The sequence below is a fragment of the Janthinobacterium sp. DSP2-3-3 genome (assembly GCF_049897325.1).
Lineage (GTDB): Bacteria > Pseudomonadota > Gammaproteobacteria > Burkholderiales > Burkholderiaceae_D > Janthinobacterium.
In genome coordinates this window covers 217253-240207 of record NZ_JAFCWA010000009.1, presented here as the reverse complement: position 1 = coordinate 240207, position 22955 = coordinate 217253, and the positions used below count along the sequence as shown (strand labels likewise).

Annotated in this window: 23 protein-coding genes and 1 tRNA gene; 12 read left to right on the top strand and 12 right to left on the bottom strand. The window is 62.3% G+C overall.

Annotated elements, in window-relative coordinates; all coding sequences use genetic code 11:
- The first annotated feature begins 32 nt into the window (after positions 1-32).
- From ACP7DE_RS19290 to gabD, 3 genes are all read left to right on the top strand, one after another.
- Positions 33-455 carry a CoA-binding protein gene (locus ACP7DE_RS19290; protein ID WP_426073582.1) on the top strand — a complete coding sequence of 141 codons (423 nt, stop codon included), beginning with the start codon at positions 33-35 and terminating at the stop codon, positions 453-455.
- A complete protein-coding gene (locus ACP7DE_RS19285) occupies positions 452-1294 on the top strand; it encodes a PPK2 family polyphosphate kinase (protein WP_426073580.1) in 843 nt (280 codons plus the stop codon). Before ACP7DE_RS19290 ends, ACP7DE_RS19285 begins: the two co-directional genes overlap by 4 nt.
- A gap of 80 nt (positions 1295-1374) precedes the next feature.
- Positions 1375-2829: an NADP-dependent succinate-semialdehyde dehydrogenase gene (gene gabD / locus ACP7DE_RS19280; protein ID WP_289950484.1), complete on the top strand. Its 1455-nt coding sequence runs from the start codon at positions 1375-1377 to the stop codon at positions 2827-2829.
- Positions 2830-2835: 6 nt separating this feature from the next.
- Here the strand turns inward: gabD and ACP7DE_RS19275 are convergent, their stop codons facing one another.
- Complete coding sequence (locus ACP7DE_RS19275; protein ID WP_426073579.1) at positions 2836-3960, bottom strand: extracellular catalytic domain type 2 short-chain-length polyhydroxyalkanoate depolymerase; 1125 nt, start codon at positions 3958-3960, stop codon at positions 2836-2838.
- 176 nt (positions 3961-4136) lie between these two features.
- On the opposite strand from ACP7DE_RS19275, the gene ACP7DE_RS19270 reads away from it, so the two are divergent.
- Both ACP7DE_RS19270 and ACP7DE_RS19265 read left to right on the top strand, forming a co-directional pair.
- Positions 4137-4745, top strand: a complete 609-nt coding sequence (locus tag ACP7DE_RS19270) for a glutathione peroxidase (RefSeq protein ID WP_426073578.1) — start codon at positions 4137-4139, stop codon at positions 4743-4745.
- Between the two features lie 114 nt (positions 4746-4859).
- On the top strand, positions 4860-5219 hold the full coding sequence (locus ACP7DE_RS19265; protein WP_426073577.1) for a DUF1428 domain-containing protein: 360 nt from the start codon (positions 4860-4862) through the stop codon (positions 5217-5219).
- Positions 5220-5319: 100 nt separating this feature from the next.
- Here the strand turns inward: ACP7DE_RS19265 and pabB are convergent, their stop codons facing one another.
- From pabB to ACP7DE_RS19250, 3 genes are all read right to left on the bottom strand, one after another.
- On the bottom strand, positions 5320-7158 hold the full coding sequence (pabB, locus tag ACP7DE_RS19260) for an aminodeoxychorismate synthase component I (RefSeq protein ID WP_426073576.1): 1839 nt from the start codon (positions 7156-7158) through the stop codon (positions 5320-5322).
- A 21-nt stretch (positions 7159-7179) separates the two neighbouring features.
- Positions 7180-7755 carry a nucleoid occlusion factor SlmA gene (slmA, locus tag ACP7DE_RS19255; RefSeq protein ID WP_086144344.1) on the bottom strand — a complete coding sequence of 192 codons (576 nt, stop codon included), beginning with the start codon at positions 7753-7755 and terminating at the stop codon, positions 7180-7182.
- 102 nt (positions 7756-7857) lie between these two features.
- Positions 7858-8592, bottom strand: coding sequence for a pyrimidine 5'-nucleotidase (locus tag ACP7DE_RS19250; RefSeq protein ID WP_426073575.1), 735 nt, complete (start codon positions 8590-8592; stop codon positions 7858-7860).
- A 51-nt stretch (positions 8593-8643) separates the two neighbouring features.
- Here ACP7DE_RS19250 and ACP7DE_RS19245 point away from each other — a divergent pair, with 51 nt between their 5' ends.
- Positions 8644-9552 (top strand): TraB/GumN family protein, encoded by a 909-nt coding sequence (locus ACP7DE_RS19245; protein WP_426073574.1) that lies wholly within the window; start codon positions 8644-8646, stop codon positions 9550-9552.
- 166 nt (positions 9553-9718) lie between these two features.
- On the opposite strand, the gene ACP7DE_RS19240 is transcribed toward ACP7DE_RS19245, so the two are convergent.
- A tRNA-Thr gene (locus ACP7DE_RS19240) sits at positions 9719-9793 on the bottom strand.
- Between the two features lie 40 nt (positions 9794-9833).
- Positions 9834-10727, bottom strand: a complete 894-nt coding sequence (gene argB / locus ACP7DE_RS19235; RefSeq protein WP_010393729.1) for an acetylglutamate kinase — start codon at positions 10725-10727, stop codon at positions 9834-9836.
- Positions 10728-10958: 231 nt separating this feature from the next.
- On the opposite strand from argB, the gene ACP7DE_RS19230 reads away from it, so the two are divergent.
- From ACP7DE_RS19230 to ACP7DE_RS19220, 3 genes are all read left to right on the top strand, one after another.
- Positions 10959-11162, top strand: coding sequence for a cysteine-rich CWC family protein (locus ACP7DE_RS19230; protein WP_426073573.1), 204 nt, complete (start codon positions 10959-10961; stop codon positions 11160-11162).
- 94 nt (positions 11163-11256) lie between these two features.
- Complete coding sequence (locus ACP7DE_RS19225; RefSeq protein ID WP_426073572.1) at positions 11257-14295, top strand: response regulator; 3039 nt, start codon at positions 11257-11259, stop codon at positions 14293-14295.
- A gap of 31 nt (positions 14296-14326) precedes the next feature.
- Positions 14327-15478, top strand: coding sequence for a response regulator (locus tag ACP7DE_RS19220; protein WP_426073571.1), 1152 nt, complete (start codon positions 14327-14329; stop codon positions 15476-15478).
- On the opposite strand, the gene ACP7DE_RS19215 is transcribed toward ACP7DE_RS19220, so the two are convergent.
- Complete coding sequence (locus tag ACP7DE_RS19215) at positions 15471-16760, bottom strand: extracellular catalytic domain type 1 short-chain-length polyhydroxyalkanoate depolymerase (RefSeq protein WP_426073570.1); 1290 nt, start codon at positions 16758-16760, stop codon at positions 15471-15473. The two genes, ACP7DE_RS19220 and ACP7DE_RS19215, sit on opposite strands and share 8 nt — an antisense overlap.
- Before the next feature lie 53 nt (positions 16761-16813).
- Positions 16814-17227: a CopG family transcriptional regulator gene (locus tag ACP7DE_RS19210; RefSeq protein ID WP_034783786.1), complete on the bottom strand. Its 414-nt coding sequence runs from the start codon at positions 17225-17227 to the stop codon at positions 16814-16816.
- 362 nt (positions 17228-17589) lie between these two features.
- On the opposite strand from ACP7DE_RS19210, the gene ACP7DE_RS19205 reads away from it, so the two are divergent.
- The 3 genes from ACP7DE_RS19205 to ACP7DE_RS19195 all read left to right on the top strand — a co-directional run bounded on the left by ACP7DE_RS19205 (position 17590) and on the right by ACP7DE_RS19195 (position 19724).
- Positions 17590-17739: a DUF1289 domain-containing protein gene (locus ACP7DE_RS19205; protein WP_426073569.1), complete on the top strand. Its 150-nt coding sequence runs from the start codon at positions 17590-17592 to the stop codon at positions 17737-17739.
- Positions 17740-17747: 8 nt separating this feature from the next.
- A complete protein-coding gene (locus ACP7DE_RS19200; protein WP_426073568.1) occupies positions 17748-18671 on the top strand; it encodes an MBL fold metallo-hydrolase in 924 nt (307 codons plus the stop codon).
- Positions 18672-18770: 99 nt separating this feature from the next.
- A complete protein-coding gene (locus tag ACP7DE_RS19195; RefSeq protein WP_099761116.1) occupies positions 18771-19724 on the top strand; it encodes an NAD(P)H-dependent flavin oxidoreductase in 954 nt (317 codons plus the stop codon).
- 48 nt (positions 19725-19772) lie between these two features.
- Here ACP7DE_RS19195 and ACP7DE_RS19190 read toward each other — a convergent pair whose 3' ends face one another.
- The 4 genes from ACP7DE_RS19190 to ACP7DE_RS19175 all read right to left on the bottom strand — a co-directional run bounded on the left by ACP7DE_RS19190 (position 19773) and on the right by ACP7DE_RS19175 (position 22891).
- The gene (locus ACP7DE_RS19190; RefSeq protein ID WP_035823544.1) at positions 19773-20354 is read right to left on the bottom strand and encodes a hypoxanthine-guanine phosphoribosyltransferase; all 582 of its coding nucleotides are present in this window, start codon (positions 20352-20354) and stop codon (positions 19773-19775) included.
- Positions 20355-20417: 63 nt separating this feature from the next.
- Positions 20418-21674, bottom strand: coding sequence for a phenylacetate--CoA ligase family protein (locus ACP7DE_RS19185; RefSeq protein ID WP_426073567.1), 1257 nt, complete (start codon positions 21672-21674; stop codon positions 20418-20420).
- Entirely contained in the window at positions 21671-22030 is a 360-nt protein-coding gene (locus ACP7DE_RS19180) for an MmcQ/YjbR family DNA-binding protein (protein ID WP_426073566.1), read from the bottom strand. The genes ACP7DE_RS19185 and ACP7DE_RS19180 overlap by 4 nt, the downstream gene beginning before the upstream one ends.
- A 15-nt stretch (positions 22031-22045) precedes the next feature.
- A complete protein-coding gene (locus ACP7DE_RS19175; RefSeq protein WP_426073565.1) occupies positions 22046-22891 on the bottom strand; it encodes an ABC transporter ATP-binding protein in 846 nt (281 codons plus the stop codon).
- Between the last annotated feature and the right edge of the window lie 64 nt (positions 22892-22955).

Genomic DNA, 22955 nt, shown 5'->3' with positions numbered 1-22955 from the left:
GGCAATGTCGCACGCCTGACCACGACCCGAATATGCCCAACATCGCCCGCATCCTGCAAGACAGCCGTATCATCGCCATCGTCGGCATGTCCGACAAACCCGAACGCGCCAGCCACGAAGTGGCTGCATACCTGCTGCAGCATGGTTACCGCGTGCTGCCCGTCAATCCGGCCCTCGCCGGTAAGGAAGTGCTGGGACAGCGCGCTTACGCCACCCTGACGCAGGCTGCGGCGGCGGTCGCGCCGGCGCGCATCGATATCGTCGACTGCTTCCGCAAGCCGGCAGACATTCTGCCCATCGCCGAGGAAGCCATCGCAGTCAAGGCCGGCTGCCTGTGGCTGCAGCTGGACATCGTCAACGAGCAGGCGGCGCAGCTGGCGCGCGCGGCTGGCCTGGACGTGGTGATGGATCATTGCACAAAAATCGAGCATCGCAAGCTGGCGGTGACAGCATGAAGGCGCGCACGCAATTTCGCGCCGGCCAGGGTTTCGACCTGAACGAGGATTTCGGCGGCAAGCGCCTGCTGGGCGCTGCCACCAAGGCGGCGAACAAGAAGCTGACGGCAGCCCAGTGCAAGGCCCTGGACCGCGAGGAAACCGTGGCGCTGACGGCGCAGATCGCCGAGTGCCAGAGCATGCTGTATGCGCAGCACAAGAAAAAAGTGCTGCTGGTCCTGCAGGGCATGGATACCTCGGGCAAGGATGGCACGGTCAAGGCCATCTTCAGCAATATCAACCCGATGGGCATCCGCGCCGTGGCGTTCAAGGGTCCCACCGATATCGAACTGGCGCACGATTACCTGTGGCGCGTGCACCAGCACGTGCCCGTCAAGGGCGAGATCGCCATCTTCAACCGCAGCCACTACGAAGATGTGCTGATCACGCGCGTGCAGGACATGATCGACAAGGCCGAATGCCAGCGCCGCTACGCGCAGATCCGTGATTTCGAGCGTATGCTGAGCGAAACGGGCACCGTCATCCTGAAAGTCTTCCTGCATATCTCGAAGGACGAGCAACGCGGACGGCTGCAGGAGCGGCTCGACGATCCCGACCGCCAGTGGAAGTTCGACCCCAACGATATCGCCCAGCGCAAGAAGTGGGATGGCTACCAGCGCGCCTATGAAACGGCGATCCGCGAGACCGATGCCGATCACGCGCCGTGGTATGTGGTGCCATCCAATTCCAAGACCCAGCGCAACCTGGTGGTGGCGTCCTTGCTGCTGGAAACCCTGCAGGGCATGAAGTTGGAATACCCGGCGCCGGACCCGAAACTGTCGTCTTTCAAGGTCGAGTAGTTCCGTCCTCCGCCTGCGGAATCGGCCGCGCTGTGGCATAGTATCCCTCGTCGATAATTCAAACCAGACCGGAGATGCATATGCTGCAGTTGAAAGATCCTACCTTGTTGCGTCACCAGGCTTACGTGAATGGAGCCTGGGCTGATGCCGACGGTGGCCAGACGATTAATGTGAGCAATCCCGCCACCGGCGAGCATATCGGCACGGTGCCCCTGATGGGCGCAGCCGAGACGCGCCGCGCCATCGAGGCGGCCAATGCCGCCTGGCCCGCCTGGCGCAAGAAGACGGCCAAGGAGCGCGCGGCCGTGCTGCGTCGCTGGCATGACCTGATTCTGGAAAACGCCGACGACTTGGCGCTGATCATGACCACCGAGCAGGGCAAGCCCTTGCCGGAAGCGAAGGGCGAAGTGCAGTTCGGCGCCTCGTTCATCGAATGGTTTGCGGAAGAAGGCAAGCGCGTCGCGGGCGATACCCTGCAATCGCCGTGGCCGGACCGCCGCCTGGTCATCACCAAGGAGCCGATCGGCGTATGCGCCGCCATCACGCCGTGGAATTTCCCCGCCGCCATGATCACCCGCAAAGTCGGCCCGGCCCTGGCAGCCGGCTGCCCGATGGTCTTGAAACCGGCTGAAGCAACACCGTTTTCCGCGCTGGCGCTGGCCGTGCTGGCCGAGCGCGCGGGCGTGCCTGCGGGCGTGTTCAGCATCGTCACGGGCGCGCCGAAAGACATTGGCGGCGAAATGACGTCGAATCCCATCGTGCGCAAGCTGACGTTTACGGGCTCGACCCAGGTGGGCCGTTTGCTGGCCGAGCAATGCGCGCCGACGATCAAGAAACTTTCGCTGGAACTGGGCGGCAACGCGCCGTTCATCGTCTTTGACGACGCCGATCTGGACGCGGCAGTGGAAGGCGCCATTGCCTCGAAATACCGCAATGCGGGCCAGACCTGCGTCTGTGCCAACCGCCTGTACGTGCAGGACAGCGTATATGACGCCTTCGCCGACAAGCTGGTGGCCGCCGTGGCCAAGCTGAAGGTGGGCAATGGCATCGAGGCGGGCGTTACGCAAGGACCGTTGATCGACGCCAAGGCCGTCGCCAAGGTGGAAGAGCACGTGGCCGATGCCTTAGCCAAGGGCGGCCGGCTGCTGGCCGGTGGCAAGCGCCATGCGCTGGGCAACGGCTTCTTCGAGCCGACCATCATCGCCGACGTGACGAACGACATGCGCGTGGCCACCGAGGAAACCTTCGGCCCGCTGGCGCCGCTGTTCCGCTTCAAGACGGACGATGAAGTGATCGCCCTGGCCAATAACACGGAATTCGGCCTGGCCGCCTACTTCTATTCGCGCGACATCGGCCGCATCTGGCGTGTGGCGGAAGGCCTGGAAACGGGCATGGTTGGCGTCAACACGGGCCTGATCTCGAACGAGATCGCCCCCTTCGGCGGCGTCAAGCAATCGGGCCTGGGCCGTGAAGGGTCGACCTACGGTATCGAAGACTATCTCGTCATTAAGTACATCTGCATGGGCGGTATCTAAGGCCGCCTAGCGTGAGCCGCGGCGCGCAGCCAACCTGTCCAGCATGCCCTTGACCGCTTGCATCTGCGTGCCGCTCTTGCGGTAAAAATCCGGATCGATCGGATTGATGCTGGTGTAGCCCCAGAAATCCCAGCAGCCTTTCGGGTTGTAAGGGTAGACGGGGCTCGGTTCGGCCTGCGGATACAGCACGATGATCTTGTTGGCGTCCGCCACCTGATTGTAGCCGGTGGTGGTGTAGAAGCGGTTGCCGATGGCTTGCGTCGTTTGCAGGCAGCCGTGGAAGACCACGTGCACGCGGCAGCTCTCGCTGTCGCAGGCTTTCGGGATGTAGGCGTAGCCCGTATTGTTCATGCTGGAATACGTGTTCTGGATGAAGCTGCGCTGGTTGAAGGCGATCAGCTTGCCCGTCAGGGTGGTCGACGAGGGCTGCAGGTCCGGGTACAGGTGCTGCAGGATGTCGCGCGCCTGCACGAAGTCGCAGTCATTGATGAACGGCGATTCCGTCACGGCGCAGGGTTTGTCCTGATTGTTGTCTGTGATGATGGCATGGCCCGCGCCGACCGTATCGACGAAGCGGATTTGCGCCGCCGGCGTGCCCGCCAGTTGATAGAATTTTTCCACCTGCTCCACCACTGGCCGCGTCACGGTCTGGTCTTTCGTTCCGCTGAACAGATATACGCGCTGGCGTTTCAGGTTGGCCGTGTCGTCGATGAGACGGGTGCGCGCAAAATCGTTTGCCGCGCGCAGCAATTCGCTGGCCACGGGCGGCGCCACTTGCGCGCTGCCCGGATTCATGCAGGTGGTCAGGGCATTCGTCAAGTAGGGAATATAGGGGAAGCGGCCCGGCTGACCCGAGCAGAAATACGGGCCACCGGCGATGATGCCGGCGCCGGCGACAGTGGCCGAGTAGGCGACGGCAAATTGCGCCGCCATGAAGCCGCCCGAAGACAGGCCCGATACGGTGGTCTGGCTCAGGTCGGCCTGGTAGGCGGGCAGGGCGGGGGCATCCTTAGTCGCGGCGGGCTTGACGGCTTTGGCAGCCGTGGCGGCGTGCGCGCCGCCTGGCGCCAGGACGAGCAGGCTAGCGGCCAGCAGGGCGGTGGGTAATGCGGTCAGGTGCGGGAAGGACATGGTAACTCCACAGGGCAAGGGCAGGAAGGCCGAGCATAGGTAAAAAAACTGTGCGCTGGGCAAGTACTGCACTGTCATTGATGTCGCTCAAGCAATCGCTGTTGTTGTACGTCTTATACGCGTGCGCGGCGTTTGGCATAGAATGGTTTTTTTCCTTTTCAACCACGGTGCCCTTCATGTCCAAGACCCTTGCCCAGCTGTTTGCGCTGACCACCCTTGCCGCCGGCGCCAGCCTGGCCATGCCAGCCCAGGCTGCCGAAACCGCTGCTGCCACGAGTGCCGCAGCGGCCGCCGCGCTAGCCGCTTGTCCCGCCATCCTCAAGCAGACCTTCAACCGCTTGCAGGATGAAGCGCCGCAAAACCTGTGCCAGTACGCGGGCAAGGTCGTGCTGGTGGTGAATACGGCCAGTTATTGTGGTTTTACTAATCAATACGAAGGGCTTGAGGCGCTGTACGCCAAGTACGGCAGCAAGGGCTTGGTGGTGCTGGGTTTCCCGTCGAACGATTTCGGCAAGCAGGAGCCCGGCAACAGCAAGGAAATCGCCGATTTTTGCTACAACACCTATGGCGTGAAGTTCCCCATGTTTGCCAAATCGGTGGTCTCCGGCCCCACGCCGAATCCGCTGTACGTTGATTTGATCAAGCAGACGGGCAAGACGCCGGCCTGGAATTTCCATAAATACCTGATCGACCGCCATGGCAAGGTCGTCGACAGCTTCCCCAGCAAGGTGACGCCGGACGACAAGAAACTGGTGGGCGCGGTGGAAAAAGCGCTGGCGATGTAAGTTGCCGATACCCGAGCAGGCTTGCGTGCCTGCTTTTTTTTATGCCGCGCTTGTCGTCTTGTCATCATTGTCCTAAGCTGGTTGTTCGCGTTTGTCACAACAAAGGAGAACATCATGGCGTATGTCGATGGATTTGTGGTGCCCGTGCCGAAAGCCAAGCTCGATGCTTACCTGGCCATGTCGCGCGCCTGCGGCGCCGTCTGGCGCGAATATGGTGCGCAGGAATTTCGCGAATGCGTGGGCGACGATGTCAAGCCGGGCAAGCTGACCTCGTTCCCGCAGGCGGTGGACTTGCAGGATGGCGAAGTGGTGGTGTTTTCCTGGATCGTGTTCGAATCGCGCGCCAGGCGTGATGAAATCAACGACAAGGTCATGAAAGACCCGCGCCTGGCCGAGATGATGGACCCGGGAAAATTGCCGTTCGATGGCAAGCGGATGATATACGGCGGTTACGAAATGCGCATCGACCTGTAACCCCTGAAACAGTCCATGGCGGCGTTGCAGTGCCTCGTAGTGCGTTCGCACTGCCTTCGGCAATGCGCCTTGCCCTGAACGGTTTCAGGTGCTACCGGATTTACAGGATGAGCTTGGCCGGCATCGCGCCGCGCAGTGCATTGCACACGACAATCGCCTCGGCCTGCGCCAGCATGGCGCGCGTGATGATGGTTTCCTGCGCATTCCAGGCGGGATCGGCCAGCATGGCCGCGCGCTGCACGCCGGGCAGCAAGCCGCAGGACAGGGGGGGCGTGTGCCAGCAGCCATCGAGCTGGACGAAGACATTGCTGCGCCCGCCTTCCGTCAGCTCACCCCGCTCGTTAAAGAACAGCATGTCGAAACCGCCTTGCGCCTCGGCCGCGCGCCAGGCCGCGTCGTAGCGCGCACGCACGCTGCTCTTGTGGCGCAGGAAGAGGTCGTCGGCCATGGTGGCGTTGGGCGCCAGCAGGATTTTTACCGTGTCCGGCAAGGTGGTGAGCGCACCGCTTTGCACTGTGAACTGGCCATCCTGGCGCAGCGCCAGGCGCAGGCGGAAGGGGGTATCGTCGGGGCGTGCCGCGCAGGCTGCCTGCAGCGCGGCGCGGGCAGCGTCTGCATCCCAGGCAAAACCGAAGTAGGCGCTGGAGGCGGCCAGGCGCGCCAGATGGCGCTCTTGCTGGCGGCAGCCATAGTCGCGGCTGGCGTGCAGGGTTTCGAACAGTTCGAAGTCGTTGGTCAGACCCGTCAGGAAGCGGGCCTTGAGCTGGCATTCCGCAAATTCCTCCTGCGGATCGCTATCGAGCACGATGCCGGCGCCCACGCCCATTTCGCCGCGCCGGATGCCGCCGGGGCCAGCCGCTTGCAGGGCCAGCGTGCGGATTGGCACGGACATGCAGAAGTCGCCCACCGCGTGGACAGCGCCGGCGGCCGGCGGATCGAACCAGCCGATGGCGCCCGTGTAGATGCCGCGCGGCGCCCCTTCCAGTTCGGCGATGATTTCCATGGTGCGGCGTTTCGGCGCGCCCGTGATCGAACCACACGGATACAAGGCCTGGAAGATGTCGGCCAGGCTGGCGTCGCCGCGCAGGCGCGCTTGCACGGTGGAGGTCATTTGCAGCACGCTGCTGTAGCGCGTCACCTGGAACAGGGTCGGCACCTTGACGGAGCCCGTGGCGGCGATGCGGCCGATGTCGTTGCGCAGCAGGTCGACGATCATCAGATTTTCCGCGCGGTTTTTCGGATCATTGGCCAGGGCGGCGGCGCGGCGCGCGTTTTCTGCCATTTGCTCAGGCGGGGCGGCCGGCGCCGTGCCTTTCATGGGACGTGCCGTCAACTCGCCTTGCGCATGGCGTACGAACAGCTCCGGCGACAGCGACAGCAGGGCGCCGCCATCGGGCAGCATCACCAGCGCGCCGTAGGGCACGGGTTGGCGCGCGCGCAGCCGCGCATACAGGGCCGGGGGCGAGCCAAAGGCATCGAAGCGCAAACGATAGGTATAGTTGACTTGATAGGTGTCGCCGGCCACGATGTAGTCGTGGATGCGGTGCAGCGCCTGCGTAAATTGCGCCTGATCTACATTCGCGTGGATGCCGGCCAGGCCGGCCGGCCCTGCATCCGCCCGGACGCGCTCGTCCAGCCACTGCGCCACGTCGTCGTGCGACAGCTGCGTGCAATGGTCGAAGACGAGCACTTGCGCCAGCGGCGGCGCGTCGATACCGGCCGCGCGCGGCGGCATGGCCAGCAAATGCGCGCCCAGCTCGTAGCTGCACACGCAGACGGCGTACTGGCCGCGTTTTAAAACCGCTTGCAGCCCTTCGAGCAGGGCCGGCCACCCGCCGCCCTCGGTGCACTGCAAAACCGCTGTCAGGCCCGTGTACAGGCGCGAACCGGCGCCCGGGGTGCTGGCATCGTCGAGCAGGGCGAAACAGTCGGTGTGCATGGGGACAGCCACGGCGTTGACTTACCCCAGCAGCATGGCGATTTGCAGCGCCGCTTCCTGGGATGGATTGATCTTGAAGCCGCTCTTGGCGTAGCGGTGCCAGCGCCCGATGACGAAGCTGACGATCAAGGTGGCGCGCGCGGCCACTTCGCTTTCCTTGCCATGGCCTTCGGCGGCGGCCACGCGCAAGGCTTGCTTGAGCGCCAGTTCGACGCGGTCGTAGAACTGGTTCATGCGCACTTGCAGGCGCTCGTCCTCATTCACCAGCGCATCGCCGATCAGCACGCGCGTCATGCCCGGATTGCTGATGGCGAAATTGAGCAGCATGCCGACGATGTCGCGCGTCTGCGTCATGCCGTCGCTGTGCTTTTCTGCGATCTGGTTGATCAGGCCGAAGACGCTCGACTCGATGAACTCGATCAATCCTTCGAACATTTGCGCCTTGCTGGCGAAATGGCGGTACAAGGCCGCTTCCGAGACGGCCAGTCTGGCGGCCAGTGCGGCAGTGGTGATCTTTTCGCCTTTCGGCTGCTCCAGCATTGCGGCGAGGGCCTGAAGAATTTGTAGCCTGCGTTGGCCCGGCGGTGTGCTTGCCATATTTTCTCTTGTCGTTAAAAAAAATGCTGCCTTGATGGGGAGGTCCGTCACCGCCGCTAGCGGTGCGGCTTCCGGCGTCAACCGGAAGCCCAAGAGTCCCCTTCAGCGCAGACGGTGAAGGCGGCGTGCCAAATGCCGGACAGATTTTACTTTGACATCGACGTAAGCGGGGCGATTTAACGCTCTGGGCAGCTTTGCCACACCGATCGGATCGGCCATTTTCAGGTATTGCGTGATCCAGGCCGTGCGCAGGCCCAGTTTTTTCGCACCCTTCAGGTTGGCCAGGGTGTCTTCTACCAGGATGCAGCGGCCAGGGTGGATCTGGTGCTTGCGCATCAGTTTGCGCAGCATCAGGGTCGATGGCTTGGGTCGCAGCTGGCGGTGCACATGCATCGCCTCGATGGCGATATGTTGCGCAAAGTGCTGGCGCAGGCCCAGGTGGCGCATCACGTCGCTCGAATAGCGCAGCGGCGCGTTGGTGAGTAAAATTTTACGGCCAGGCAGGCGTTTGAGTAAAGCCCCCAGCCCCCGCTCGGCGCGTATCATGGCGCGCAAATCGTCGAAGGTATGCGTCTCGTGAAAAAAATGTGCTGCCTGCACCTGATGGTGCTTGACCATGCCAAGCAAGGTAGCGCCATAGCGGCGCCAGTAGGCCGCGCGGGCCGCATTGACGATGGCGTCGTCGGCCGGCGTCACACCGTCGCCCAGTACGCGGGCAATATACGTGTTCATATTGGCCGTGATGGTGGGGAAGATGGCGTGCGAGGCATTGTGCAGCGTGTTGTCGAGGTCAAACAGCCAGACCGGCGACGAGCGGTTAAGATGGGACACAGGCACAAGAGTCTTTGCTAGCGAGAGAAGATGAAAAATTCAACAATCAGGAAAACCATGCGACGCCAGATTATAGTGATGTTTTGCGGATTATTCTTGCTGCCGTTGCAGGCTGCCCTTGCCGACGCGCCGCCCGTGGCGCAAAACCGGGGCGCCCTGTTCAAGGTGCAGGACGCCAGCCATACCTTGTATTTGTTCGGTACCATCCATGTCGGCGCCCCTGATTTTTATCCGCTCGAGCCGACCGTGACGCAGGCATTGGAAGGCGCCGGGGCGCTGGCGCTGGAGATCGATCCCGACGTCGATCCGCGCGCCGCCCTGGGCGCCGTGCTGAAATACGGCATGGACGCGCCGGGCAGCACAGTGCCTGCCGATTGCCGCCAGACCCTGGCACCGCGCCTGGCACCGTTGTTGCAAAAATACGGCATTCCAGCCGAATCGGTGGCGCCGATGAAGCCGTGGATGCTGGCCAGCATGCTGGCCATCGGCGAATTTTCCACCCTCGGCTACCGCTCCGACCTGGCGGTGGACAATTATCTGTCGCAGCAAGCCAAGGCGCGCAAGATCCCCGTAGTGGAACTCGAGTCGATGGAAGGCCAGATGGCGCTGTTTGGCGCCATGTCGCCGGCGGACCAGTGCCGCTTCCTGGAAGACGGCGTGGCATCGATCGAGGATCAGGAACAAAGCCAGGAAGCGCGCGAGATCGCCAACGCCTGGCGCACGGCCGACGCGGCGGCCTTCGACAAGCTGGCGGCAAAGGCGGCGCAAGACCCGTCGTTCGCCGCGCAGTTCGTGCAAAAAGTGCTGCTCGACGGCCGCAACCCGGCCCTGGCCGACGGCATCGCCAAGTTGCTGGCGCGCGAAAAGCACAGCCTGGCCGCCATCGGCGTGCTGCACCTGGTCGGAACGAAAAGCGTGCCGGACTTGTTGCGTCAAAAGGGCTTGAAGGTCGAGCGGGTATATTAAGTTCTGACAGCAGACAGCAAGAATGCCGTGGCTTAGCCGCGCGACAGGCTGCGGCAGAGTAGATGAAAAGTGTTCAGGGCAAGGCGCCGAGCCGAAGACAGTACGCATGTACGGCGAGGCGAGGCAACGCAGCCATGGACATTTTTCAGATACGGGGAGATATAGTTGGTGCCCTTGACGTGGATCGAACACGTGACCTCTCCCTTACCAAGGGAGTGCTCTACCACTGAGCTACAAGGGCATAAAAAATCGGCGCTGGGTGAATTGCGCCGAATTAATTTTTAGTGCGAACGGATCATAGTACCAAAAGCCTGCTCGGTCAACACTTCCAGCAATAATGAGTGTTCGATGCGGCCATCGATGATGTGCACCGTGTTCACGCCGGACTTGGCGGCGTCGAGCGCGGACGATATCTTCGGCAGCATGCCGCCCGAAATCGTGCCATCGGCGAACATCTCGTCAATTTCACGCGCGGACAGGTCGGTCACCAGGTTGCCCTGCTTGTCCTGGACGCCGGCGATGTTGGTCATCATGATCAGCTTTTCCGCTTTCAGGATTTCCGCGATCTTGCCCGCCACCACGTCGGCGTTGATGTTGTAGGCCTGGCCATCCTGGCCGAAACCGATCGGCGAGATGATGGGAATGAAGGCATCGTCTTGCAGCGCCTTGACGACGGCCGGGTTGATCGCGTCGATCTCGCCCACAAAGCCGATGTCGAGGAATTCGCCCGGATGTTCGCGGTCCGGCATCTGCATCTTGCGCGCGCGGATCAAGCCGCCATCCTTGCCCGTCAGGCCGACAGCCTGGCCGCCGTAATGGTTGATCAGCATGACGATATCCTGCTGGACTTCGCCGCCCAGCACCCACTCCACCACTTCCATGGTTTCTTCATCGGTGATGCGCATGCCTTGCACGAAGGTGCCTTGCTTGCCGATTTTTTTCAGCGCGTTGTCGATCTGCGGTCCGCCGCCGTGCACCACGACCGGGTTCATGCCAACCAGCTTGAGCAGGATGACGTCGCGCGCGAAGCCGTGCTTCAGGCGTTCGTCCGTCATGGCATTGCCACCGTATTTGATGACGATGGTCTTGCCATGAAAATTGCGAATGTAGGGAAGGGCCTCGGCCAGAATCTGCGCCTTGATTTGCGGCGACACCGCCGTCAAGTCGTCATTCATGTCCAGGTTCAAGTTAGCTAGTTGATTCATGGCGAGTCCGGAAAATAGATTGGTGAGATTTTACAGGGAAGAAGAAAATCTTGGAGGCATTATAGGGCGATCTTGTTGTATTTTCCCTGATGATCCTATAGTCTGGCCCGATATGTCCCCCAGCCAGCCCTTTTACTGCCAGTTACATCTGCGTCGCATCCCGGCGCAGCATGACACACACTTGCCAATTCAAACACAGCTATGAGCCAGTGCAGCCTGTGCGGCGCCACCTTCCAGTGTGGCCAGCTAGACCCGGACGCCAAGGAACCCTGCTGGTGCGTGGCCCTGCCGCCGGCCGTTCCTGTGCCCGGCAGCAGCGCCGGGCGCTGCTGGTGTCCCGCCTGTCTGCAAGCCCACATCGCCTCCTTGACTCCGCCTGAAAAAGTCCCAACAGCGCCTAAATAAGCGCTTCGACGTCTAATTCCTTTGCAATAAACCTTGCATTCCGTAGGGGAATACGTTCAGACTTCGATTTTCAAGAATTTCTGATAGGAAAGTCATGCGCTTCAGGGATATCCGCATCGGCGTGCGCATCAATGCCGGTTATGCCATGTTGATCGTGCTGATGCTGGTCGTCATCGTCCTGGCGGGTAGCCGCATCTATGCCATCCGTGCCGAGACCGACGATATCCTGCAGCGCGACTGGGTCGCCGCCAAGGCCACTAGCAAGATCCATGGGCTGGCGCGCGAGGCGGCCACGCGCATAGGCAGCCTGCCGAACCAGCACGAGTTGGCATGGCGCCAGGCGAATCAGGTGCGCCTGGAAGCGATCAAGCAAGGCATCGACGAGCAGGTGCGCATCCTCGATGGTCTCGATGCGCGGCCGGAAGAACGGCGCCTGCTGGAACAGATGCACCTGGCACGCGCCGACTACTATGCTTCGCTCAAGGCGATGTTCGAACTGGTCGAGCGCGGCGAGGATGCTGCCGCGGAACAGGCCATGCAGACGCAGACCTTGCCGGTGCTGGAAAAAGTGCTGCTGTATGTGGGCCAGCTCGATGACTTGCAGCAGCAACTGATACGCGACAGCGCGGCCAGGATACGCAACGACATCGATACGTCGCTGATCCTGATGGGCGGCATCGGACTGGCAGCCCTGTTGACCGGCATGGCCTTTGCCTGGTCGGCGCGTTCGATCACGCGTCCGCTGGGCGAGGCGGTGGCGATCGCCACGCGCGTGGCCAACGGTGACTTCAGTTCCGTCATCGAAGTGACGTCGCGCGATGAAACGGGCGAATTGCTGCAGGCGCTGAAAAACATGAGTACTAACCTGGCCGTCGAGCAGGATCTGCGCCATGCCGTCGAAGTGGCCGAAGATGCGACCAAGATGAAGTCGGACTTCCTGGCCAATATGTCGCACGAGATCCGCACGCCGATGAACGGCATCATCGGCATGACCCACCTGGCGCTGCAGACCGAGCTCACGTCGACCCAGCGCAACTACCTGGAAAAGGTGGAATCGGCTTCGAAGAATCTGCTGGCCATCATCGACGATATCCTTGATTTCTCGAAGATCGAGGCGGGCAAGATGGCCTTTGAAAAAGTCGACTTTTTCCTCGAGGATGTGCTGGCGCAGATCGCCGACCTGTCCGTGATGCGGGCGCAGGACAAGGGGCTCGAACTGCTGTTCGACATCGGCCCCGACGTGCCGAACGCATTGCAGGGCGACCCGCTGCGCCTGGGCCAGGTGCTGATCAACCTGACCAACAATGCCATCAAATTTACGGACAAGGGCGAGATTGTCGTCAGCATCCGCCTGCAGCAGCTGGAAGAGCATGCGGCGGTGCTGCGCGTGGACGTGCGCGACACGGGCATCGGCCTGACGCCGCCCCAGCGCAGTAAATTGTTCCAGGCATTTACCCAGGCCGACACGTCGACCACGCGTCACCATGGCGGCACCGGCCTGGGGCTGACCATCAGCAAGCGCCTGGTGGAAATGATGGAAGGCGAGATTGACCTGGTCAGCGAAGCGGGTGTGGGCAGTACCTTTTTCTTTACGGCCCGCTTCGGCCTGGCCGCCGTGCCGCGCGACAGCCTGCCAGTACCGCCGCAGTTCCAGGGCCTGCGCGTGCTGGTGGTTGACGACAATCCCAGCGCGCGTGAAATCTTCGTCAGCATGCTGACGGCGCTGGGTTTCGAGGCGCGCGCCGTGTTTGGCGGCGTGCTGGCCATCGGCGCCGTGGCGCAGGCGCGCACCGAAGGGCGCCCGTACGGCCTGGTGCTGATGGACTGGAAAATGCCGGGCATGAACGGTCTGGATACTCTGGCCGGCATCCGCGCCGATGCCGCCGGCATCGATGCGACGCCGGCCTGCATCATGGTCACGGCCTTCCACCGCGAAGCGCTGCTGGAGGCGGCGCGCCAGCGGGACTTGCCGCTCGACGGCGTATTGAACAAGCCGGTCAGCGCCTCGACCCTGCTCGACCAGATATCGTTCGTGTTTGGCGGCGTGACGGGGCAGAGCCGCAAGACGCAGCGCCAGAGCAGCTACCGCGACGACGAACGCGCGCTGCGCGGCGCCTGGCTGCTGCTGGTGGAAGATAATGAAGTGAACCAGGAAGTGGCGCAGCATATTCTCAACGACGCAGGCATCCGCGTCGATATCGCGAGCAATGGTGCCATCGCGCTGGCGAAGATCGAGGAAAACGCCTATGACGGCGTGCTGATGGATTGCCAGATGCCTGTGATGGACGGTTACCAGGCCACCCGCAAGCTGCGCCAGGATCCGCGTTATTCGAATTTGCCGGTGATCGCCATGACGGCCAATGCCATGGTCGGTGACAAGGAAAAATGCCTGGACGCCGGCATGAACGATTTCATCGCCAAGCCGATCGACGTGGCGCAGCTGTTCGGTACCCTGGCGCGCTGGATCGCGCCGGCCACGCCGCAGGAAATGACGGCGATGGTGGTGCAGCCGGAAGCGGAGCTGCCGGTGATCGCCGGCCTGAAAATGGCGGAAGCCATGCGGCGCGTGGGAGGCAATGCCACTTTGATGCGAAAATTGCTGGATCGTTTTGTGGAAACCCAGTTCGATGCCATGCAGCGCATCGTTGCCGCCATCGAGAACAACCAGCTCGAGACGGCGATCCGCGAAGCGCATACCCTGAAAGGCCTGGCCGGCAATATCGGCGCCGGCGGCCTGGCCGACAGCGCCGCGCGGGTCGAGCATTTGCTCAGCCTGGGCTCGCACGATGGCTTGCCGCAGGCGCTGGCCGCCTGCACCCTGGCACTCGATGAACTGGTACCGAAAATCGTGCTGGCCATGCAGTCGCGCGGCAATGTGACCGAGCCGGGCAACGCCGTGGTGGCGCCGGTGGACCGGGCATACCTGGAGGCGGGCTTGCGCGAACTGTCGCAGTTGCTGCAGCAGGACGACGCGCAGGCCGTCAAGCATCTCGATGGCATCGGTCCCGTGCTGGTCGCGGCCGGGCAGGCGGAACACGCGCGTCAGTTGAAGCGCATGCTGGGACAATACGATTTCGAAGGTGCGCTGGCGCAGCTGGGCGAGGTGGCCGATGCGCTGGAGCTGACACTGTGACAAGGATAACTATGCAGAACGAAGGACGGGCATGAGAGCCCCAGCAAGCAAGCCAACCATTCTGGTAGTCGACGACACGCCAGATAATATCGACCTGCTGCGCGCGGTGCTGGAAGACGATTACCGGACCAAGATCGCCGTGAATGGCGAGCGCGCCCTGAAGATCGCCGGCGGCGGCGACCAGCCCGACCTGATCCTGCTCGACATCATGATGCCGGGCATGAGCGGCTACGATGTGTGCCGCGCGCTGAAGGCCGATCCCGCCACGGCTGGCATACCCGTAATTTTTGTGACCGCCATGAGCGAAGTGGCCGACGAGCAGCTGGGCCTGGCCCTGGGCGCCGTCGACTACATCACCAAGCCGATTTCGGCGCCCATCGTGCTGGCGCGCATCAGGACGCAGCTGGCGATGAAGCAGATGCAGGATTTTTTGCGCGACCAGAATCATTACCTGGAAACGGAAGTGGAGCGCCGCGTGCAGGAAGTGGCGGCGCTGCAGGACGTCACCATTCACGCCATGGCCTCGCTGGCCGAGACGCGCGACAGCGAGACGGGCAACCATATCCGCCGCACCTCGCACTACCTGAAGGCGCTGGCCGAGAAAGTACGCGGCCTGCCGCGTTTCCGTGATTTTTTGACGGACAAGAATATCGAACTGCTGTTCAAGACGGCACCGCTGCATGATATCGGCAAGGTGGGGATCCCCGACCATATCCTGCTCAAGCCGGGGCGTTTCGAACCACACGAAATGGCCATCATGAAGACGCACACCACCCTGGGGCGCGACGCCATCCTGGCGGCCGAACACGAGCTGGGTATCGAAGTCGATTTCCTCAAGTACGCCAAGGAGATAGCCTACAGCCACCATGAAAAATGGGATGGCAGCGGTTACCCGCTAGGACTCGCAGGCGAAGACATTCCGATTTCGGCGCGCCTGATGGCGCTGGCCGACGTATATGACGCCCTGATCAGCCGGCGCATCTACAAGCAGGGCATGCACCATGCGCAGGCCGTGCAGATTATCGTCGAGGGGCGCGGTTCGCACTTCGACGCCGAGATCGTCGACGCCTTCCTGGAGATCCAGGACCAGTTCATCGCCATCTCCAACCGGTATGCCGATGGCGTGTGCGAGATCGCCGACAAGCAGCGCCAGATCGCGCCCTACACCGAAAACATCAGCTAACGGTCTTGAAGAAGCGCAGCATCTCTCGGCTGGCGTCCGGCCCTTTGCCATCCGTGTAGCTGCCACTGCCACTGCCGCCGGACCAGGCATGACCTGCGCCGTGGATGACCCAGTGTTCGCCCAGCGGCGAGCCATCGGCCTGGCTGTGCGTGGTGCGCGTGTAGCGGTGGCCATTCGGTACGCTGCCATCCATGGAAGCGGCCTTGGCAGCCTTGCCGCCCGCCTGGCTGCGCACGCCCTGGGCAATCAGTTCATCGCCATTGCGCGGGTTGACGGTGGTGTCGCGGTCGCCGTGGAAAACGATGATGGGCACGCCGCCCGCCGGCGCCTGGCGCTGGGCATTGGGCATGGCGCCGCCCTTCATGGCGGCCAGCGCCGACGGCAAGTCCTTTGCCGAGGCGAACGGCAGGCCCGAATGCACACCGACGGCGGCAAACAAATCCGGGTACAAGGTGCCGACAATGACGGCCATGGCGCCGCCCGCCGACAGGCCGGCGACGAACACTTCGCGTTCATTCACCGGGTAGTCGTCGATGACTTGCCGCGCGATGCCGGCGATCAGCGACGGTTCGCCCTGGTCGCGCTGCTGGTCGATGGCATTGAACCAGTTCCAGCAGCGCGAACTGTTGGCACCCTGCGTCTGCGCCGGATAGACGACAAAACATTCCTTTTCTTCGGCCAGCGCATTCATCTGCGTGCCGGCCGCGAAATCGTCGGGATTTTGCGTGCAGCCGTGCAGCATCACGATCAGCGGCATGGCCTGGCCGTGATAGCTGCTGGGGATATACAGTTTGTAGGAGCGCGTGCCCGCATGGTTGCGGTAAACGCCGTCGATGAACTGTGCGCCAGCGGGGAGTTCGGCCGGCGTGGTGGCCGGCGCGTTGAAACCTGGCGGATGAAAACTCGGCATTTCGAAGCTGGGCATGTCGAAACTGTGCTGCCCCAGGCCGACAGGCACGCCCAGGCGCGCCATGAAATCCTGCGCGAAATCCTGCGCCGCCTGCGCGGGCGTGGGCGGCACAGGCGGCGCTTCCGGCGCAGCATCAGCTTGCGGCTGCGCGGCCCGGGCCTGCGCTGATGGCGGTGCCGGTGGTGGCGCCGGTGGTGGATTAATGTCGCGCATGGCCTGCGGTGGTGGCTGCTGCGCGGACGCTGCCTGCGGCGCCAGGCCGGCCGCGGCCAGCGCCTGTTGGATGGCTTCGGTGGCGGCAGCAGGACCTTGGCCCATCAGATTGCGGGTTGCTGTGCGCATGTGCGCCAACATGTTGAGAGGTAGTTTCATGACTATCCTTACGGTGCCGCGCATCGGCCGGGTCATCGCCGCGAACCAATACGCTAGTGAATTCGCCCTGCTAGCGCCGTCTTGACGACGGTGCTGGCGTGCAGGGCACCTAATACGAAAATCGACTCGATCGTGGCCAGTGCCAGTTCCACGGAGACGTCGCTGGCGATGCTGGCCAGTCCCAGAACCTGAATTTGCAGGCGCTGGCCGGCTGCCTGGATCGCCTCCAGGTCGGCGCGCGAATAATGCTGCATGCCCAATACCAGGCTTTTACGGGCGACGGTTTGTTTCACCACGTCGGCGTGGATACCTAGCTGATTGCGTATCGCCGTCCGGATCAGATCCGTGCGGTTGGAATAAAATCCCTCCTGGACCAGCAGATCGATTTGCCCCAGGTCGATCAAACCGAGGTTGATCGTGATTTTCTCGGATTCCCCAATTTTGGGCTTGCTGTCTTGCTTGGCCATAAGTCTCCAAAAACTCCCCGTGGCATCCATTTGCCATCTGTATGGATGGTAGTATAGTTCTGAAATATCTCAAGTCAAGCAGGATCTGGCCTAATCGTGTTGTAGGACGGATACCCGCAGAGTGAGAACGGACTGCAAAATAAATTTCCAGAAGATAAGTTTTTGATCATGCTTTCGCTTGAAAATATATTCACGGAAACATTGCATGGCGACGCTATCGCCTCGCCGGCATGGTTTCGCGGCATAATGAAAGCCTTCACGTTTACCGATGCCGCTCCATGATGGTCGCTACCCCACCTCCGCCAGCCGTTCCGCTCCCCTTGCCGTCACCGGTGCCGTCGCCTTGTGTCAGCCTGTGCAAGATGAACCGCAACAGTGGCTTGTGCGAAGGCTGTTTGCGCACGCTCGACGAGATTATTGCCTGGAGCAAGGCCGATGACGACTTCAAGCGCGCCGTATGGGCCGAATTGCCAGGCCGCGAAGCTTTGCTCGACTTCGAGCCCGATTACTGAGGAAGCCCATGCCGCGATCGCCAGCGCTGTTCCCCGATTCCATGCAGGTGTTTGAACGCGGCTGGCTGTCGTCGAATAACATTCTGTTCAAGGGCAAGGATGACGCGGCCCTGATCGACAGCGGCTATGTCACGCATGCGCCGCAAACACTGGCCCTGCTGCGCCATAGCCTGGCCGGCCGGCCCCTGGACCGCTTGTTCAACACCCATCTGCACTCCGACCATTGCGGCGGCAACGCGCTGCTGCAAGCCGAATATGGCTGCCAGACGGCCATTCCCGTGTCGGAAGCGGACAAGGTGAGAGTGTGGGATGTCGATGCTCTCAGTTTCCAGGCTACGGGCCAGCAATGTCCGCGCTTCGGCTTTGACGCCACCATTTCCCCCGGCGACACATTCTCCCTGGCCGACCTGCGTTGGCAGGCGCTGGGCGCGCCCGGCCACGATCCCCATTCATTGATCTTTTATTGTGCCGACGAGGGCATCCTTATTTCTGCCGACGCCCTGTGGGAAAACGGCTTTGGCGTGATCTTCCCCGAACTCGATGGCGGCTCCGGCTTTCTTGAAGCGCGCGCCACGCTCGACCTGATCGCCAGCCTGGACGTGCGTGTGGTGATTCCCGGCCATGGACGCCCCTTCCAGGACGCTGCTGGTGCCCTGCAGCGCGCCTATTCGCGTCTTGATTACCTGTCGTCCGACCCCGTGCGCAATGCGCAGAACGCGGTGAAAGTGCTGCTGAAATTCCTGCTGCTGGAACGCCAGCGCATCGCCCTCGCCGAGATACCGGCCCTGCTGCGTGGCATGCCCGTCTTCGAAGAGGCTAACCGGCGTTTCCTGCGCCAGGAGGCGGCTGCGCTGGCCGAGTGGGCCGTGTTGCAGCTGGTGAGAGCTGCAGCGGCAAGAGTCGAGAGTGAGTACTTGCTCAACGAGGGCTGAAACGGCCAGGCGATAAATTCAGCACGATCGTACTTTTTCTGCACTATAATCATTGTTCAGTGTGTCCCTCATCCCGATCAACTTTCCAGCGAGTCCGCCATGGCATTGCCTGTTGCGTTGCAAAACCTCTCCCTACCCGTTATCGCCTCGCCGATGTTCATCGCCAGCGGTCCGGCCCTCGTCGCGGCGCAGTGCAAGGCCGGCATCGTCGGTTCTTTCCCGGCCCTGAACGCGCGTCCCGCCGAATTGCTCGACACCTGGCTCACGGAGCTGCAAGCCGAGCTGGCAGCCTTCCAGGCTGCCAATCCCGACAAAAAAGTGGGGCCGATCGCCGTTAACCAGATCGTGCACCAGTCGAACGACCGCCTGGCGCATGACGTGGAAGTATGCGTGAAACACCGGATTCCCATCATCATTTCCTCGCTGCGCGCGCCGCCCAAGGAAATGCTCGACGCCATCCACAGTTATGGCGGCATCGTGCTGCATGACGTGATTTCGATCCGTCACGCGAAAAAGGCGCTGGAGGCGGGTGTCGACGGCTTGATTTTGGTGGCCAGCGGCGCTGGCGGTCACGCTGGCACCCTGTCGCCGTTCGCGCTGGTGGGTGAAGTGCGCAAATTCTTTGACGGTCCGCTGGCGTTGTCGGGCTCCATCGCCACCGGCGATGCCGTGCTGGCCGCGCAAGCCATGGGCGCCGACTTTGCCTACATTGGCTCGCGCTGGCTGGCGACCAAGGAATCGAACGTCAGCGACGGTTACCGCGACGCCATCGTCGAGTCTGCCGCATCGGACATCGTCTACACGAACCTGTTTACGGGCGTGCACGGGAATTACCTGAAAAAATCGATCGTCGCGGCCGGACTCGATCCGGAAGCCTTGCCCGAAGCGGACAAGAGTTCGATGAATTTTGGTTCCGGCAGCGCCAAGGCCTGGCGCGACATCTGGGGCGCCGGTCAGGGCGTAGGTCTGATGGATGACGTGCCGAGCGTGGAAGAGATGGTGGCGCGCCTGAAGGCCGAATACGATGCGGCGCGCGCGCGCCTGAAGCTGTAACGCTGGTGCTGCCGGATGATGCGGCATGCCGCGTCATCCGATCCATCCTTACTCCTGCTTCAAATCCTCGGGTTTGATGGCCCACAGGCCCGGCAGGTTGCGCCAGTAGCCGTACGCGTCCATGCCGAAGCCGACGACGAAGCGGTTCGGGATCACCAGGCCGACAATGTCCGCCTGCACGGGCTTTTTCTTGCCGATGGCTTTGTCGGCAAACACGGCCAGGATCACTTCGGAAGCGCCCATATCCAGCAAACGCTGCTTGACGTGCGCCAGGGTTTCGCCCTCGTCGAGAATATCGTCGAGCACGATGACGGTGCGGCCCGCCACGTTCGAGCGGGGGATGACTTTCCACACCACTTCGCCACCCTTGTCGTCGTCGCCGTAGCGGCTCACATGGATGTAGTCGAATTCGAGCGGGAAGCTCAGTTGCGGCAGCAGGTTGCCCGTAAATACGACGGCGCCGCCCATCACGCCCAGCACCAGTGGGAACTCTTTCGAGTCCTCTGCGTTGAAGCGTGTGTTGAGTACATCGGCCATGCGCGTGATCGACGCCTGCACGGTATCTTGGTCGAACAGCAGTTCCGCGTTCTTGATCAGGTCACGGGCACGGTTGTGATGAAATTCTTGCATGGACTCTTGCATGGCGATGAATGGGGCTGATGGTCAATGCCGGTATTATCCCGCAAATCGGCCTTATTTGTAATCGCGCATGTCGTCAATGACCTTGCCATCCTGCGCCAGGCTGCCCACTGCCACCAGCACCACGTCGCCGCGCAGCTTGGTCAGTTCGCGGATCGAGCCGATGATGGCTTCCACCCCGCTGGCGTCGCACGGATCGTCGACTTCGCAATGCAAAGCCATTTCGTCGTTGGCCATGCGTCCCGATACCACCAGCCGCGCCTTTTTGATCTGCGGATGGCGGCGCGCGATTTCATGCACCTGCGACGGATGCACGAACATGGCGCGCACCTTGGTGGTCTGGTCGGCGCGTCCCATCCAGCCGCGGATGCGCGTATTTGTGCGCCCGCACGGCGAATCCGCCGCGTCCATCAGCACGGCCGATAAATCGCCAGTGGCAAAGCGGATCAGCGGGTAGTCGGCATTGAAGACGGTGACGACGACTTCACCCACTTCGCCCGGTGCGACGGGAATGCCGCTGCCCGGATGGACGATTTCGAGCAGCACGTTTTCGTCAACGACCATGCCCGGATTGAGCTTGCCATTGCTGGCCGTTTCATAGGCGATGCTGCCGATATCGGCCGAGGCATAGGTCTGGAACACGTGCGGCACGCCATTCTCGGCAAACCAGCTGCGCAAGGATTCGGGCAAGGCTTCCGCACCCATCACTGCCTTGGTGACGCTGCTGATATCGGCGCCCATCTCGCGCGCCTTCTCGATGATCAGTTTCAGGAATGACGGCGTGCCGATATACGTGTCCGGCTTCAGGTCGACCATCGCCTGCACCTGCATTTCCGTTTGGCCGATGCCGGCCGGGATGACGGTGCAGCCGATGCGTGCGGCGCCCCCTTCGACCATGAAGGCGGCCGGCGTAAAGTGATATGAAAAGCAGTTCTGCAGCAAGCCGCCGGCGCGCACGCCGGCCGCATACATGGGCCGCGCGAAGCGCCACCAGTCCGGGCCGCGGCCTTCTGGGTCGAAGATGGGGCCGGGCGAGACGAACACGCGCGACAAGGCGTTCTTCGGCGTCGTATTCAAGCCGCCGAACGGCAGCGCGCCGTGCTGCAATTGCTTGAGGTCGGACTTGCGCGTGACGGGCAGTTGCGCCAGCGCGGCGCGGCTGGTGATGTCGGCCGCGTTGACGCCATCGAGAATGCGGGCCCAGCCCGGCGCCGCCTGTGCGCGCGCGATCAGTTGCGGCAGGCCGGCCATCAATTCGCGTTCGCGTTCTTCCGGGGCGCGTGCTTCCAGACTGTCGAGCGTATCGGTCATGTTGCTGATTCTCCAATGTCACGTTGCATTTTTTTCGTCAGTCCCGCAAAAATCAGGCTGTATGAGCGCTGCAGCTGGGCCGCCATTTCTCCGTCGTCTAGCGCGTCGGGGCTAGCGACCAGCACCCATTTGGCCCGCGCCAGGTAGGGTGCAGGGCGAAAGCCGGGGCGGTCCGTCAGTTCCAGGAAGCGTTCCGCATCGACTTTGAAGCTGATGCCGCGCGTGCTGTGCGCTTCCGCGCCGCACAGCGCGAACAGCTTGCCGCCAACGGAAAACGCCAGCACGTTCGTCCATTTGATGTCTTCTGTCGCGCCGGGAAAGCCGCGGCACACTTGCTTGGCCCGTTCCAGGTCCATGATGCTTCCTTCCGGTCAGGCCAGCCAGCGCTTGCGGCGGCGGTAGAACTTCATGTCGCGGAAGCTCTTGCGCCCGGCGCTGGAGACGCCCAGATAAAACTCTTTGACGTCTTCGTTGCTGGCCAGTTCCTGGGCTTGTCCTTCCATCACGACCCGTCCGTTTTCCAGGATGTAGCCGAAGTCGGCGTAGCGCAGTGCCACGTTGGTGTTCTGCTCGGCCAGCAGGAAAGACACGTTTTCCTTGTGGTTCAGGTCCTTGACGATGCCGAAGATCTCTTCGACGATCTGCGGCGCGATGCCCATCGAGGGTTCGTCCAATAGAATCATCGAGGGCTTGGCCATCAGCGCGCGGCCGATGGCGCACATCTGCTGTTCGCCGCCCGAGGTATAGCCGGCCTGGCTGCTGCGCCGCGTTTTCAGGCGCGGGAAATAGTGATACACCTTCTCCAGCGCGTCTTTCAGCTCGCCGCGCGACAGGCTGCGCGTGTAGGCGCCCGTCAAGAGGTTTTCCTCGATGGTGAGGTGGCCGAAACAGTGGCGCCCTTCCATCACTTGCGAAAGGCCCCGTTTGACCAATTCATTTGGCGTCAGTTGATCCACGCGCTCGCCCTTGAACTGGACCTCGCCCTTGGTGACGTCGCCGCGCTCGCCGCGCAGCAGCGTCGAGATGGTTTTCAAGGTGGTCGACTTGCCGGCGCCGTTGGCGCCCAATAGCGCCACGATCTTGCCTTGCGGCACTTGCAGCGAGACGCCCTTCAGGACCAGGATCACGTGGTCGTAGATGACTTCGATATTGTTCACCGACAGATAGGGCGGCGGCGCGTCCGCCTGGATCGGGGATTGCGTGGCAGTGTGGGTCATGGCTGCTTCTTTAAAAATGTTAAACACGGGACCGGCGGTGGCCGGTCCGGTTCCTCTCGCCTAC